Origin of the sequence: Flavobacterium xueshanense, assembly GCF_900112975.1 — a bacterium.
Lineage (GTDB): Bacteria > Bacteroidota > Bacteroidia > Flavobacteriales > Flavobacteriaceae > Flavobacterium > Flavobacterium xueshanense.
Map to the genome: position 1 here is coordinate 38,064 of NZ_FONQ01000009.1, position 16,608 is coordinate 54,671.

Here is a 16,608-nt window from a genome sequence, read left to right on the forward strand (position 1 = left end):
AAAGAGCCAATTGCGTCTTTTATTTATTTAAATTATAAATATTATATCCTACAGTATGAACACAATACCAGAAGAATTTCAGATTACCACATTATTAAATCAAGATACGTATTTAGTGGATGGCGAATTAAAAAAGTGGGAAGGCCAGACTACCGCAGTTTTTTCAACGATTTCATCCACGGAAACATACGGTCCAACAATCCTAGGTTCGATTCCGTTTATGGGTGAAACTGAGGCTTTGGAAGCAGTCAATGCGGCTAGTGCAGCGTATAATAATGGTCAGGGATTGTGGCCTACTATGAAAGTTTCAGACCGTATAAAGTGTATGTCGAATTTTGTTATTCAAATGAAAGCGACCCGCAGCGAAGTTGTTAAATTTTTGATGTGGGAAATTGGTAAATCATTGCCTGATTCCGAAAAAGAATTTGACAGAACCGTAGAATATATTTACGACACTATTGAAGATTATAAATTACTAGACCGAAATAGTTCCCGTTTTACCAAAAGCCAAGGAGTAAATGCTATGGTGCGTCGTGGACCGCTTGGAGTTGTATTGTGTCTTGGACCTTACAATTACCCGTTGAACGAAACCTTTGCACTGCTAATTCCGGCATTGATTATGGGGAATACCGTTATTTTTAAACCCGCAAAACATGGCGTATTATTAATTTCCCCTTTATTGGAAGCGTTCAGAAACAGTTTTCCAAAAGGAGTCATTAATATTGTTTATGGAAGAGGGCGTGAAGTTGCTTCGCCAATTATGAAGTCCGGAAAAGTTAATATTTTGGCTTTGATAGGAAACAGCAAATCAGCGATTGCCTTGCAGGATCAACACCCAAACAAAAACAGATTACGTTTAATCTTAGGTTTAGAAGCTAAGAATCCAGCTATAATTTTACCTGACGCTGATTTAGATTTGGCCATTCAGGAATGTATCGCAGGAACGCTGTCATTCAACGGGCAACGTTGTACAGCATTGAAAATTTTATACGTTCACGAGACGATTGCCGATGAATTCAACAGACGTTTTGCTGCCAAAGTAGATTCGCTTGTTTTTGGAAATCCTTGGGATCAATCGGTAATGTTGACACCGTTACCGGAAAAAGATAAACCGGCTTATATTCAGGAATTGATTGATGATGCTGTCAAAAAAGGCGCAACCATCATCAATGAAAAAGGTGGAAAACATTCTCCTAATTATATATTTCCTGCGGTTTTGTTTCCAATAAATAAAGAAATGCGAGTGTATCATGAAGAGCAATTTGGTCCAGTGGTACCAATTATGACTTTCAAAGACATTCAGGAACCCTTGAACGATATGGCCGAATCGAATTACGGTCAACAAGTAAGTTTATTTGGAAGAGATATCAAAACCATTGCGCCACTGATTGATACTTTGGTAAATTTAGTGTGCAGAGTAAATTTGAACAGTTCTTGCCAGAGAGGTCCCGACGTTTATCCGTTTACAGGACGAAAAGATTCAGCTGTGGGAACGTTGAGTATTCACGATGCCTTGCGCTCGTTCTCTATCAGAACTTTTGTAGCTTCGAAAGACAATGACTACAATAATGCTATTTTACAGGAATTATTAAACAGTAAAGAATCCAATTTTGTTAATACGGATTATACGATGTAAATCTATTTTAATCAGAAAAGTAAAGCCGTCTCGTTTTTTTCGAGATGGCTTTTTTTGTGGAGTTGAGGTTGGAGATGAGATTTTTATTCTAAAAAAAAATAGGTAATGTGTCAAGTTCTTTTAAAATAATTACAAAAATTAACATTGCTTTACGGTAAACCGTAAAGCAATGAAAACGAAAACTTTTAGATTTGTTGAGATAGATTTTTTTGGTTAATTATCTATGCTTTAGCAAAAGCTATTTAGTGGCACGAAGCCTTCCTATTTGGATGGATTAGTGTCACTTTATATCTGGGATATTCTGTTTTGTAATTTATATTATAAAAAACAAAAAAGGTGATCCGTTGCCAGACCACCTTTTTAAACAAATTAAAAACAATAAAATTAAACCAGATCGAAACGGTCTAAGTTCATCACCTTGGTCCAAGCCGCCACAAAGTCCTTAACAAATTTTTCTTGCGAATCGATACAGCCATAAACTTCAGCAATAGCTCTCAATTCAGAGTTTGAACCAAAAATAAGATCCACACGAGTACCAATCCATTTTATTGTACCAGTTTTACGGTCAGTACCGACAAACGCATCATCAGATTCTGAAACAGCTTTCCAAGTTGTGCCTAAATCAAGTAAGTTTACAAAGAAATCATTCGTTAAAGCCTCTGGACGTTTTGTAAAAATTCCAGTTTGAGAGTGATCAAAATTCGTATTCAACACACGCATACCACCAATAAGAGCTGTCATTTCTGGCACTGTTAATGTCAACAATTGCGCTTTGTCAATGAGCATTTCCTCGGCTGAAACCGTATATTTTGTCTTAACGTAATTACGGAAACCATCTGCTTGCGGCTCTAAAACTGCAAATGATTCAACATCTGTTTGTTCTTGTAAAGCATCTGTTCGTCCAGAAGTAAACGGGACTTTAACATTATGATTAGCATTTTTTGCTGCTTTTTCAATTCCTGCATTTCCACCTAAAACTATTAAATCAGCAATTGAAACTTGCTTGCCACCAGTATTAGCAGTGTTAAACTCTTTTTGAATTTTTTCCAATGTCTCAATTACTTGTTGTAATTGAGAAGGATTATTTACTTTCCAATCTTTTTGAGGTTCTAAACGAATACGAGCCCCGTTTGCACCACCACGTTTATCAGAACCACGGAAAGTCGATGCTGAAGCCCATGCAGTTGACACCAATTGAGAAACTGATAATCCTGAAGCCAAAATTGTTGCTTTTAGAAAATCAATATCTTGATCGTCTATTAATTGATGATTGATTGCAGGAATAGGATCTTGCCAGATAAGATCTTCAGCAGGGATTTCTGGTCCTAGATAACGGGTTTTTGGACCCAGATCACGGTGGGTAAGCTTAAACCAAGCTCGAGCAAACGCATCATTGAATTCTCCTGGATTCGCTAAAAAACGTCTTGATATTTTTTCATAAGCAGGGTCAAAACGTAATGATAAATCGGTAGTCAACATAAAAGGTTGGTGACTTAATGATGGATTGTGAGCATCTGGCACTAAACCAGCTCCTGCACCATCTTTTGGTTTCCACTGATACGCACCTGCTGGACTTTTGGTTAATTCCCATTCATAACCAAATAAATTTTCGAAATAATTATTACTCCATTTCGATGGCGTGGTAGTCCATGCGCCTTCTAAACCACTAGTAATCGTGTCTGCACCATTACCAGTACCGTAGCTGTTTTTCCAACCTTGGCTTTGTTCTTCGATACTTGCTCCCGCAGGTTCTGCACTAACATATTTCTCTGGATCTGCAGCACCATGAGTTTTACCCAAAGTGTGTCCACCGGCACTTAATGCAACAGTTTCTTCGTCATTCATTGCCATTCGGGCAAATGTCTCACGAATATCATGTGCCGCCAATACTGGATCTGGGTTTCCGTTTGGTCCTTCGGGATTCACATAAATTAATCCCATTTGAACCGCAGCAAGAGGTTGTTCTAATTCGCGTTCCGTATTGTAACGACCGTCGCCTAACCACTCATTTTCAGAACCCCAATAAATATCTTCGTTTGGTTCCCATATATCTTCACGTCCACCAGCGAAACCAAAAGTTTCAAAACCAGCCGACTCTAAAGCGCAGTTACCAGTTAAAATTAATAAATCAGCCCAAGAAATCTTTCTGCCGTATTTTTGTTTAATTGGCCATAACAACAGCCTAGCTTTATCTAAGTTAGCATTGTCTGGCCAGCTGTTTAGTGGGGCAAAACGCTGTGTTCCAGCTCCAGAACCGCCACGTCCGTCTGCGATACGATATGTACCTGCACTGTGCCAAGCCATTCTGATGAATAATCCGCAGTAAGACCCATAATCGGCCGGCCACCAGTCTTGTGAAGTTTTCATTAAATCCATGATGTCCTGTTTCAAAGCAGCAAAATCTAACAATTTGAATTCTTCTGCATAATTGAAAGTTTCTCCCATTGGGTTCGACGCTGCAGAGTGCTGACGCAAAATATTCAATTTCAATTGATTTGGCCACCAGTCACGATTTGCCGGAGCAGAACCAGCGCCTTGCTTTGCGTGAGTTCCGGTGCTGGCACCATGATTAAATGGGCATTTGCTTTCGCTGTTCACATTATAGGACGATGTGGTTGGATTTGAATTATTTTCCATAGTTTAATTGATTTTTATTTACTTGAATGCGAATTTACTACAAACCATCCTTACCTGATTTTATTTTCAATAGATAAAAACTATAATGATTTACAGTATTAGTGATGCATAAATGCACCTAAACTTTTAATTAATTGATTATCAGTAAATAAGGTTGTTGTTTAATTGCGTGAAGTTTATAAATTGGTAATAATTATGCGGTTGACTTTTACTATTTTTTTAAAATAGTTATAAAACGCTGAATTATTCTTTAAGATTAAAGGTCTCGTTTTCGTCAGTTTCCTGAAAACTAAAAAATAAATCATAATTTAGTACTAAATCCTAGTAATCTAATAAGCTGTTAGCGGTAACTTTAACCAAAAAATAAAAACATGAGTTCATTTGAAGATAAAAATAATAGTAATCAAAATCCAGTAACTTCTGAATTTGAAGCTTGGGTTGGAATATTATATTCGTGCCTTTCTGCCGATAATCAAATTACCGATTCAGAAACAGCAACATTATCGAGAATATTGCATTCGAAACAAAAATTTATTGGAATCGATATTGCGCCTCTTTATGCAAAATCATATAATATAAGAACGGAAATGGGACAATTAAACTATATTTCGGCCTGTTGTGAATTAATTAAAGAATCCGATAAACAAACAGTTTTTGCTCTCGCATTGGAAGTTTTACTTGCCGACGGAACATTGGACAAAGAAGAAAAAAACGTAATTGAAGTTTTATCCAATCACTTAAAAATAGAAGCTGGAATGACCAGTAAAATAATTGAGGTGATTTTCCTGAAAAATAAAGGAAATATTAAAGGAATATAATTTGACAGTTCTGCCATAATAACTACGTAAAGCCAGTAAGATCTATGTTACCGTAGGGTTAAATAAAGAAGAGCATTTCAAATTTGAAATGCTCTTCTTTATTTAAAAACATATCTACATCAAATCATTTATTCTGTCGGTATATGATTTGGTTCACTAGAAGTTGATTTTTTGCTGTTGAAAGAATCCTTTCTAAGCATTTTAGTATGCATGCATATTATTCAAAATAATTGCTTATTTTTGGGATATAACACAAAAAAATATGCATTACGATTTTGATTACATAATAATAGGAAGCGGATTTGGAGGTTCAGTAAGTGCCTTACGGCTTTCTGAAAAAGGATACAAAGTTTTAGTAATTGAAAAAGGCAAATGGTACCAATCGGAAGATTTTGCCAAAACCAATTGGAATCTAAGAAAATGGTTGTGGATGCCTTCTCTGCGTTTCTTTGGCATCATGAAAATGAGTGTTTTCAGGCATATTGTAATTATATCGGGAACAGGAGTTGGTGGTGGTTCTCTGGTGTATGCGAATACTTTGCCCGTACCAAAATCGGCATTTTATAAATCAGGAAGTTGGAGCGAATTAGAAAATTGGGAAACCGAACTAAAACCATTTTATCAAAAAGCGCTCACCATGCTTGGCGCATCCAGAAATCCCAAATTGTTTGACGGTGATATTGCATTAAAAGAATTGGCCAAAGAAATTGGGAAAGAAGATCAATTTGAACATCCTGATGTTGCGGTTTTTTTTGGAAAACAAGGGGTGAAAGTAAAGGATCCCTATTTTGATGGTAAAGGTCCTGAAAGAGCTGGGTGCAATTTTTGCGGAGGGTGCATGACGGGTTGCAGACATAATGCTAAAAACACACTTGATAAAAATTATCTTTATTTAGCACAAAATAATGGTGCTGAAATCCTCGCCGAAAATGAGGTTTATGATGTTTTGCCAATTGACAATAAAGATGGGTCGGCAGGTTATAAAATTGCTGTGAAATCAAGCACAAAATTTTTTGGATCTAGAAAAGAATTTACTTCAAAAGGAGTAATTTTTTCTGGAGGAGTGTTAGGTACTATTAAATTATTGCTTAAACTAAAGACGAAATCACTTCCGCTATTGTCAGATAAACTCGGCGCTGATATACGAACCAATAATGAAACACTAATTAGTGTTTCCTCTTTAGACAAAACTATAAATTTATCAAAAGGAGTGGCTATCGGCAGTCTACTGCGCACGGACGACAACAGCCATCTTGAAATTGTAAGGTATTCGGAAGGATCTGGTTTCTGGAAATTATTTCATTTGCCGCTGTCTAATGGAAAAAATACGGTGGAACGAATGGCAAACATGACGCAGCAAGTGGTAAAATATCCGTTATCCTATTTCAAAATTTATTGGACAAAAAGTTGGTCAAAAAGTACTACTGTTTTATTATTCATGCAATCAGTAGACAGTACTTTAAAATTCAAAAACAACTTTTTTGGCGGAATGTCTTCGATTATAGGTACTGGATTAAAACCGTCAGCTTACATTCCGGAGTCTATTGCTTTAACAGAAAAATACAGCAAAATAATTAATGGTAAAGCAACTTCATTTATTTTGGAATCCGTAGCAGGAATTCCGTCAACTGCTCATGTATTGGGAGGTGCTGTTATGGGGAAAGACCGTTCTGTAGGGGTAATTAATAAAAATAATGAAGTTTTTGGATACCATAATATGTTGATCATTGACGGTTCTATGATATCTGCAAATCCGGGAGTTAATCCATCACTTTCTATCACTGCAATTGCAGAACGAGCCATGCATCAGATTCCTTTTGCTGTTAAAAGAATGGATTTTTGAAATTTCATGCAAAATAGATTAGTTAATTAATGAATCGCTATTATTTTTTGCTTGCGAATGTTTCATTATTAAATTAATTACCTAATTTAGAGTGTTTAAGAAACAACATAATATTATTTTAATTCAGGACCGAGTGCGTCTTTAAAACAATTCAATTATCAAAAAGAAAATAAAAATAGCAAAGGAAAATATTCACCAAAGACTGCATCGGGAGCCGATTTTGACTCATCCCCGATTAAAGTTTATACCTAACATTGTGCTGAACCTAATTAGCTTTTTTATCACATTTGCAGTGGCAGGAACGATATTTTATTTCCTCATCAATTATTTGATAATGAAATTTTATCATTTGGAATAAAAAAACTGCAAACTTCAATTTCAAGGAATTTAAATAAAGTTATTTTAAGTTTTTTTATAAAAAAATAGGTGTAGATTTTTTGTCATCGTTTTATTTCTAACTAAAAGTGCCATCCGAAAATTATTTTTTCGGATGCTATTGATATTATTATTTCACCTTCGTACCGTCTTTCATTTCTTCTGAAGCTACTTTTACCAGTATGGAATTTTCAGGAATATCCCCAAAAATTTCAACGCGATTTTCCAATTCCCGACCTTTTTGAACGGCTGTTTTTTTCATTTTATTATGCTTTACGATAAAAACATAGATACCGTCACTGGCAGTCACAACAGCCGATTTGGGTACCACATAATTATTGTCTTTTGATTTTAAAGGTAAAAACACTTCGGCAACCATTCCCGGCAACAGTTTTTTAGAGGTATTTATAACATCTAATTCTACACGTTCGGATCGAAGTTTGCTATCTAAAGCTCCGGACATACGGGCTATTTTTGCATGGAAGGTCTCGTTATTAAAAGATTTTACATTAAAAATCAGTTCATCACCAATATTTAGATAACCGGTATAAATCTCAGGCACATAGACAGATAAACGCAATTTATTCTGTTGCTGAAGCGTAAACAAAGGGGATTCTGATCCTTTTCCTGAAGATCCAACAAAGGTTCCCGGATTTACATTTCTGGCAGAGATAATTCCGTCAAAAGGCGCTCGGATTGCCAAATAGCTTTTCATGATCGTAATTTCTTTATAAGCCGCTTGGGTTGCCTGATATTGGGCATAATCGGAATTTTTTCGCGCTGCAGCCTGTTCTAGATCATTTTTGGAAATCGTACCTTCTATTTTGCTGGTTTCAAAAAGCCTGTCGAAAGTGCTTTTACTAGCTGTATAAACGGCTTTTTGCGAAAGCTGTCTGGATTGGGCTGCCGCCAATTGCGAACTGATTTCCGGTGCTTCTAAAATGAGAAGTAATTGTCCTTTCTTCACCTGCGAACCAATATCAACTTTGAGTTCTTTGACAAAACTACTCACTTTGGCGTAAATATCCACTTGTTGAAAACCCGTCAGTTCCGCCGGAATGCGGAGTTCGGTTGCTAATTTTTCTTTACTGATGGTAAAGGTTTCGATAACCGGAGCGATTTCTAGAGGTACATTTTTTTTCTTTTCAGAAGTATTGCAGGCTGTTACAAGAGTGGCCAGGACTAAAAACAGAAACGATTTTTTTAATAATTTATTTTTCATTTTGAGGGTGTAAAGATGAGATATAATGTTTGCTTTCCTTGTCTTCTGGATCTAAGGATAAAGAGTGTACCGAAGTTTTGCCCATAGCCCAGGCGAAAACGAGCGGTAAAATAAGAAGTACTGTGAAGGTAGAAAATACCAATCCGCCAATCACGGCTCTTCCCAACGGAGAAATTTGATCGCCGCCTTCCCCATGTCCGATGGCCATCGGGAGCATTCCGGCAATCATGGCAATACTGGTCATAATAATGGGACGCAGCCTCAGCGAAGCGGCCTCACGTGCTGACTGCAAAGCATTGCCATTATGTTTTCGAAGCTGTTCCGCATTGGTGATGATCAGCACGGCATTGGCAATAGAAACACCCACCGACATAATAATTCCCATATAAGATTGCAAATTCAAAGTAGAACCTGTATTCACCAGTAACAATAAGGAACCTAAAATAACAGCAGGAACCGTGGTTAAAATGACCAGCGAGATTTTAAAAGACTGGAAATTTGCAGCCAGCATCAGGAAAATAACCATTATAGCAATCAATAAACCAGTCTGCAGACTGCTCATGGTTTCCTTTAAAACGGTGCTTAAACCAATTTGCTCTATGAACAAGCCTCTGGGAAGTTCGCCTAGAGATTCGATGCTTTGCTGAACAGCTTTGGTAGCAGTTCCTAAATCAATGTGATCCATATTTGCTGTCACAGAAATATAAGGCATGGCTCCAATATTGTCATTTTCCCCATACGTAAAAGAAGGGGTAATCGTGGCCACATCACTTAAAACCGGACGGGACGCATTTTTAAGCAACGGAATTTCTTTCAGATCATTTTCGCTTTTCATTTTGTTTAAAGGCACCTGAACCTGAACGTTATAGGAGAATCCAGCTTTTTCATCTACCCAGATATTCTTTTCGGTATATTGGGACGAAGAAGTGGAAGCAATCAGTGAACGCGAAATGTCATTCATGTCAATCCCTAATTGTGCGGCACGTGTTCTGTCAATTGTGATGTCCAGCGCTGGATATTTTATGGGTTGGGCAATCTGAATATCTCTCAAATAGTCAATTTTATTCAATTTTGCGATAAGTTTCTTGGCGTATGCTTCATTCCGCTTTTTATTTTTTCCAGCTATCCTGATTTCAATTGGAGTAGGGGAACCTTGGCTCAGCACTTTGTCAGTCAGTTCGATGGGTTCAAAAGAAATTTTGACATCTGGTAATATTTTTTTAATGCGCTGACGGAATTCATCTTTAAAAACATCCATATCCACGTGATAGTCTTTTAATCCAATTTGGAAAACCGCCTCATGAGGTCCGGCAGTAAACAAATAGATGGGTGAAACGGAAAATATTGCAGGATGCTGACCCACATAAACGGACGATATCGCAACATGTTCTTTACCAATCATTTTTTCCAATTCGGTCAACACTGTTACTGCTTTATCTTCGGTACTTTCCAGACGAGTTCCGTCCGGCGCCCTCAGTCTCATTTGGAATTGACTCGAATTGACTTTAGGAAATACATCCTGTCCGATAGTATTTAACAGTAGTAGCACCAAACCAGCCGACAGAAAAAGATAAATTAGTGTAATCGGTTTTTTATAGTCAAAAAGCCGATTGATGAATCGCATGTACCGGTTTCTGAATCGTTCAAAAAAGTTGATTTTGCCGTCATTATTAAAATCGGCTCTTTGAACCAGGATTTTTTTCTGGTCAAAAGTGTCTTCTTCAGATTCTAAAGTAAGTCCGGATGCATTAAACTCGGCTTCATCATCGGTAATATTTGAAGCATGTTCTTTTTTTGAATGCGTTTTCATCAGCCAGTTGGCCATCACTGGAACAAAGGTTTGCGAAAGCAAAAAGGAAACAATCATCGAAAATCCAATCGCTAGTGCTAATGGCAGAAATAAGGCACCGGGAATTCCGGTCATCGTAAATGCAGGTGCAAAAACGGCCAGAATACAAAGGAGGATTAACAACTTGGGCAAGGCAATTTCTTTACAGGCATCCCAAATTGCCAAGGCCTTGGGTTTGCCCATATCCAAATGCTGATGGATATTCTCGATGGTTACCGTACTTTCATCTACCAGGATTCCAATCGCAAGAGCCAGGCCGCTTAAGGACATCAGATTGATGGTTTGTCCGAATAGTTTTAAGAATAACACACCCGAAATAATAGCAATAGGAATGGTGAGTATGACAATCAATGCTGCTCTTCGATCTCCAAGAAACAATAAAACCATGAGCCCTGTAAGAACGGCACCGATTATCCCTTCGATAATTAAACTTTTCAGCGAGTTAATCACATGAACCGACTGGTCAAATTCATACGATAATGTAACATCATCGGGTAAAGTACTCTGGATTTTAGGGAGTTGTGATTTTAATTTTTGAACAACATCCCAAGTCGAAGCATCACCGGCCTTGGCAATACTAATGTAAACAGAACGTTTTCCATTGACTAAAGCGTATCCTGCAGTAATATCGGCGCCATCTTTCACTTGAGCCACATCGCCAAGATATAAATTCTGGACACCGCCTTTGAATAAAGGTATTTTTTCAAAATCCTTTACTTCTTTAATGGTATTGTTCGTAGGAATGATATAGTTGATATCCCCAATTCTGAGGTTTCCCGAAGGAGCCGTCTGATTGTTGGTACGGATAGCTTCCACAATCTGATCCGCCGTCAGTTGATGCGAACGAAGCAGATCAGGATCTACATTAATTTCAATGGTTCTGGGGCTTCCGCCAAAAGGAGGCGGTGATAATAATCCCGGAATTGCCGTGAACGAAGCCCTAACATATACGTTTGCCAAATCCTGAAGCTCATTATTGGAACGGGTTTTACTGCTCAAAACCAATTGACCGATGGGTAACGAGGAAGCATCAAACCGAATGATAAACGGAGGCTGGGAACCCGGCGGAAATCTGGACTGGATTCTGTTGGACAGCGCACTGATTTCAGCAACGGCCTGAGCCATATTAGTGCCTTCATAATAGGTCACTTTCATCAGAGTGAGCCCCTGAATATTCTTGGTCTCGATATCTTTTACACCATTGGCTAAAATCATTACATTGACATAATTTTTGGCGAAATAGGACTCCATCTGATTGGGCGTATAACCTGCAAATGAGTGGGCTAAATAAATAACGGGAAGATTCATTTCAGGCAGAATGTCCACTTTGATGTCACGTACAGCACCAATTCCGAAAAAGAATAATCCGGCAACCAGTACCATTATCGAGATGGGTTTGCGAAGGGCAAAACGTATTAAATTCATTGCTTTAAATAATTAAAATTCATTCATAAATAAGTCAAAATCTCCCATAGCTGCGGCTTTCATCAAAAGGGATTGCCAGACATTGGTATAAATAATATCACGGTCAGTTTCCGCACGGTTCAACGTGTATAAAGTCTGTGTAACATCTAGGAGATTGGTCATTCCGTTTTTATACAAAGTGGTTTTCTGCAAATAGGCCTGTTGCGCTGCCTGAACCTGTTTTGGAGCTTCAACATAATTTTCCAATGCATATTTTATTTTGGCATCAGCCGCATCCGACTGTATTTTTAATTGCTGGTCGATTAAATTGTATTCTTCCTGTAAACCTTCGGAAATCAATTTCTGGGCACTGACTTTTTTACGCATCCGAGCAATAGTGGTCAGGTTCCAAGTAACGCCAACGCCGAACAGATAATTTTGTCGGGAGGGATCAATACCGTCTAAATAATTTTGGGAGAAGGAATTCTGATTTACGGCATAATCGGATTTAAAACCGGAAGCCCGGCCTTGGTATATACCAAATAAACTAAAGGTGGGATAGTATTCCTTTTTAAAAAGACGAAGCTGTTCTTCGCTGAAATCAACCCTGCTTTTATGATATTCCAATATCGGATTCAAATTCTTACCAGAAGTTTCCTGTGATAGTATTGCTTTTGGTATTGTTGTGACAAAAGTAGTATCGAGCACAAAATCCTGAATGGAAACGCCCATCAGTGCGATTAGTTTGTTATTTTGCTCCTTAACTTGGTCCTCCAATTGATTTAATGTGATTTTGGATCGGGAAACTTCGGCGGAAGCCAGTGTGGAATCTACTCCGGCCAAGAGTCCGTTTTTTACTCTTACAGCTGCAATATTCTGAAAGACCATGGCACGCTCCAGATTTTTTCTTTGGGAAATCAATAATCGCTGACTCGCCAATAAGTTGAGGTAAGCGGCTGCGATTTTAATTTTATGCTGGAATTTTTCCTGATCAAGATCTTTTTCGTAACGCTGGGAATCCGCTTTGGATAGATTGATTTTTTGTTTCATTTTTCCAAAAGTGAAAAAATCCCAATTGACATTGACCAGATACAAGGCACCAAAAGCTGCATTCCAATTTTGCTTTTCCAACGGAAGCCCCGAAGAAGCCACTCCGAGTCCTCCAAAACCATACAGCGGTCCGTTTTGTCCGTTAACAGTCCCGTAATCCTGTTGGCCTGAGAGCGTGACATTGGGCAGATATTCTCTGCGAACTTGTTTGATCGCTTCTTTGGAAGCATCGGAATAGTTGCTTTTTGCTTTTATCGTTCCGTAATTGGCAATTCCGTTTTCCAGTGCCTCTTTTAGCGGAAGCGTTTGAGAAAAACCCTGAGAAAAGAAAATCAGAAATAGAAAAAGGGTTAGTTTTTTTGTTTTCATTATTAAATTATGAATAAATTTGAATTGCAAAACTAACCTGAGTACTTCTTTCGGGGCGGTAATAAATGACGAATACTTTTTATAAATGACGAATTGAATTGGTCACTCAATCGGTGCCTATTTAAATTATATGTCGTTCCTTTGATACTTTAATTAAATAGTAATGAAATGGAAATTTAAACCGATTTTAGAAAATAAATGGGAACAGGAAACGGCCATTTTAGTTTTTTCTTTTATCCTTTTTACACTTAACGACTGGGTTTTTATACAAAGTTGGAAAGGTTTTAGTAACGGTTTGCTCTATTTTTTCGTGCTGTATTTTCATGCACAGCTCAATCGTTTTTTTTTGCTTCCGATTTTATTAAAAAAACACCAACCGGTTTTATATATAATTCTTACCGTTGGGTTAATAGCATTGTTTACGGTCTTTTTATATCAATTTTCAACCGAGTTTATTTATAAAAATTGTTTTTTATACAAATCATCCCATCAAAAAACGTATCAGTTTCAGTTTGCTACCTTGTCTGGGACGCTGGTTTGTATTTTGGGAACCATACAGATTTTAGAACATTACAGAGCACAAAAAAAGGAAGCCAACAAAATATTGTTGTACAATCAGGTTCAGCTTAATGCATTAAAGAACCAGTTTAATCCCCATTTTTTGTTCAATACGATGAATACACTTTACGGAATCAGTCTTAAATATCCGGAACGCATTTCGGAAATGATTATGGAAGTTTCGCAGCTGATGCGGTATCAGGTGGAGCAGGGCAACAAAGAATTCGTTTCTATAGAAAACGAAATCACCTTTATTTCCAGTTACATTCAGTTGGAAAAAGAAAGGGTAGGCTACCGCTGTACTATTGATTTTGATTACGAATGCGATCAGGAAGGGCAGTATGAAATTGCGCCTATGGTATTGATAACTTTTATTGAAAACTCTTTTAAGCACGGCGCCGCTACGATCGAAAAGTGTTTTGTAACCATTCACATAAAGGTAATCAAAGGAAAATTGTGTATGAATGTATCCAATTCGGTTCCGCAGCATAAAAAAGAAGTGGTTTCTACCAAAATTGGTCTGAAAAATACGAAAGAAAGATTGGAAATTCTATATCCAAAAAAACACCAACTTGAAATCACGCAAAACGAATACGATTATACCGTTAATTTAGTAATTGAACTCCGCTGAACATGACCGTAAGAAAATGTATTATTGTAGATGATGAACCTGCGGCACATTATGTGTTGGCGAACTATATCAGCCAAAACCCGCAATTGGAACTGGTGCAGCAATGTTACAATGGTATTGAAGCCTTAAATTATCTTCGATCCAATATGGTTGATTTGATGTTTTTAGATATTGATATGCCTGAAATAACGGGACTGGAACTTTTGCGAACCCTGACTGATCCGCCCAAAACAATTCTGACCACGGCTTATTCGGAATTTGCATTGGAGAGTTATGAATTCGGCGTATTTGATTACCTATTAAAGCCTATTTATTTCCCTCGTTTTTTAAAATCGATGGAACGCTTTTTTACCACTTACACTGATGAAAAGACGGAAATAATAAATCCGATTATTGCAGTAAAAATTGACGGATTCCTATTTGATTTGAATGTAAATGACATTCTTTTTGCCCAAAGCTGCGGTAATTACGTCAAAATTTTTACATTAAAAAAAGTTTATCTTGCCTCAATGACCACTAATGAACTGGAAAATAGTCTTTCTTCGGAACTTTTCATGCGGGTTCATAAATCCTACATAGTAGCCATTGCTAAAATTAAGGATTGGAAACGGAATACAGTGGTCATCAATAATGAGAAAATTCCGGTTGGCATTACTTACAGAAGGGCATTGACGGAGCGGTTAAATTTAAAATAGTTTACACAATCAAAAATTGAAATTGAGTATAAAATTGATATTACTCATATTCGTTTTATTTAAAATATAATTTTTGTTAGTATTGGTTTCACCCGCGTTGAACTTGTGTACATACAGTAATTGCGCATCAAACCCTTTTAACATTCCCTGAAATTGGTAGCGAACATCAGCATTGGTCTGCACATAAGAAGGCAATCCGTATTTATTTAATGCAACGTTTTTCACATCCGGTAAATCAAAATAACCTACCGCCAAATGTGATTTGAATGTCTTTTTAGGATTCGTATATTGTATTTTGGTCGTTACCGCATGCACATCTCCAAATCCTTCATTCCGTTCTCTGGCCATAAAGGTGTAAAACGGGTCTCGTCCCCATTCTCGGGGCATTAAATACCTTCCTTTAGCAGTTATTCGGTTGTAATTTAAAGTAATTTCTATTTTTTTATTCTGCCAGCCTAATCTTCCTCCAAAAGTTTGCGAATTGCCATTTTTTTCAAAATAGGTTTTGCGTGGATTTTCATTTCCGCCGAAATTCAAGGCATTCTGGTAAATTGTCTGAAATCCGAAAAGTAGTGTCGAGTTTGGATTTAAATTGTATTTATAGTCCATTTGGAATAGTGCCGAATTGAATATATTCTCTGCGTACTGATTCCACAAAAGTGTTTTTAAATTTTTTATCGATTCATTTTGTATACCAACAATATAAATTCCGTTACTGTCTAAATTCCCTGCATAATCGGATTTTGTTCCATCGGGATTGACACCTGTTGGGTAAATTCCTATGGATTCTCCAACTCTGAAATATTTCATGGTACTTCGTGGCGAAATTCCGTATAGGTAACCTACATTTATTTTAGTTTTTTTGAGTTCATTAAAATCGATCCATATTCCATCGACTTCAGTAGGCCGCATTCTGCCGTCCTGCAGATTTATGAAAGACGTATTCAGCAGTTGTTTTCCAAGGGTTACATTAGAATTTTTGTAGTTGTATTTTAAATATAATTCTTCTAACCGGCTTAAATTGCCTTTACTTGATACGTTTTGAAAATCAAAAAGCGCTACTTCGTATCTGTTGGATAAATTTGTTACCGGATCTTTTTTAGAAAAATCAGAAGAACCGATATCATAAATGTAATAACCGCTGACCCCAAATTGAAAATTATGAAATTTAGCCGTTTCAAATTTTACGCCGCCACCAAGAGCATTAGCATAATAATCAGATAAGCCACTTTCATTGTTGGTACTCATAAAAAAATAGCGAAAATGGCCGCTGAAGTTTCCGTTTTTGAAAGCATTTAAAATCGAGGTGGAATCAATTTTTTCATTATTTTTCTCTTTCCAAACGGCTGGCTTATCCGAAACTTCCTGATGTTGTGCCGAGGAATGGAAACTTATTAAAAGTAAAAAAGTTGAGATTAATATAGAGAAAAAAGATTTCATTTGTAAGTCTTTAATTTTTTTACAAAAATAATCTGAGTCCTATAAATGGGAGGTAACTTTTATCACATTGGCCCAAAAAAT

General features: G+C 37.1%; 10 protein-coding genes. 5 read left to right on the plus strand and 5 right to left on the minus strand.

The annotated features are described in order from the left end of the window. The first annotated feature begins 55 nt into the window (after window positions 1-55). Window positions 56-1,636 carry an NADP-dependent glyceraldehyde-3-phosphate dehydrogenase gene (locus BMZ76_RS09745; protein ID WP_091205508.1) on the plus strand — a complete coding sequence of 527 codons (1,581 nt, stop codon included), beginning with the start codon at window positions 56-58 and terminating at the stop codon, window positions 1,634-1,636. 384 nt (window positions 1,637-2,020) lie between these two features. On the opposite strand, the gene katG is transcribed toward BMZ76_RS09745, so the two are convergent. Next, window positions 2,021-4,273, minus strand: coding sequence for a catalase/peroxidase HPI (gene katG / locus BMZ76_RS09750; RefSeq protein ID WP_091205510.1), 2,253 nt, complete (start codon window positions 4,271-4,273; stop codon window positions 2,021-2,023). A gap of 371 nt (window positions 4,274-4,644) precedes the next feature. Here katG and BMZ76_RS09755 point away from each other — a divergent pair, with 371 nt between their 5' ends. Beyond that, window positions 4,645-5,091 (plus strand): tellurite resistance TerB family protein, encoded by a 447-nt coding sequence (locus BMZ76_RS09755; RefSeq protein ID WP_091205512.1) that lies wholly within the window; start codon window positions 4,645-4,647, stop codon window positions 5,089-5,091. Window positions 5,092-5,353: 262 nt separating this feature from the next. Then, on the plus strand, window positions 5,354-6,934 hold the full coding sequence (locus tag BMZ76_RS09760) for a GMC oxidoreductase (protein WP_091205515.1): 1,581 nt from the start codon (window positions 5,354-5,356) through the stop codon (window positions 6,932-6,934). 505 nt (window positions 6,935-7,439) lie between these two features. Here the strand turns inward: BMZ76_RS09760 and BMZ76_RS09765 are convergent. Genes BMZ76_RS09765 through BMZ76_RS09775 form a run of 3 tightly spaced genes read right to left on the minus strand, consistent with a single transcriptional unit; the run spans window position 7,440 to window position 13,203 of the window. Next, window positions 7,440-8,531: an efflux RND transporter periplasmic adaptor subunit gene (locus tag BMZ76_RS09765; protein ID WP_091205518.1), complete on the minus strand. Its 1,092-nt coding sequence runs from the start codon at window positions 8,529-8,531 to the stop codon at window positions 7,440-7,442. Beyond that, a complete protein-coding gene (locus BMZ76_RS09770) occupies window positions 8,521-11,805 on the minus strand; it encodes an efflux RND transporter permease subunit (protein WP_091205521.1) in 3,285 nt (1,094 codons plus the stop codon). Before BMZ76_RS09770 ends, BMZ76_RS09765 begins: the two co-directional genes overlap by 11 nt. 12 nt (window positions 11,806-11,817) lie before the next feature. Then, the gene (locus tag BMZ76_RS09775) at window positions 11,818-13,203 is read right to left on the minus strand and encodes a TolC family protein (RefSeq protein ID WP_091205523.1); all 1,386 of its coding nucleotides are present in this window, start codon (window positions 13,201-13,203) and stop codon (window positions 11,818-11,820) included. 163 nt (window positions 13,204-13,366) lie between these two features. Between BMZ76_RS09775 and BMZ76_RS09780 the strand changes: the two genes are divergently transcribed. Next, entirely contained in the window at window positions 13,367-14,392 is a 1,026-nt protein-coding gene (locus tag BMZ76_RS09780; RefSeq protein WP_091205526.1) for a sensor histidine kinase, read from the plus strand. Between the two features lie 2 nt (window positions 14,393-14,394). Further along, the gene (locus BMZ76_RS09785) at window positions 14,395-15,087 is read left to right on the plus strand and encodes a LytR/AlgR family response regulator transcription factor (protein WP_091205528.1); all 693 of its coding nucleotides are present in this window, start codon (window positions 14,395-14,397) and stop codon (window positions 15,085-15,087) included. A 9-nt stretch (window positions 15,088-15,096) separates the two neighbouring features. On the opposite strand, the gene BMZ76_RS09790 is transcribed toward BMZ76_RS09785, so the two are convergent. After that, window positions 15,097-16,527, minus strand: a complete 1,431-nt coding sequence (locus BMZ76_RS09790; RefSeq protein WP_091205530.1) for an OprD family outer membrane porin — start codon at window positions 16,525-16,527, stop codon at window positions 15,097-15,099. Window positions 16,528-16,608: the final 81 nt, after the last annotated feature.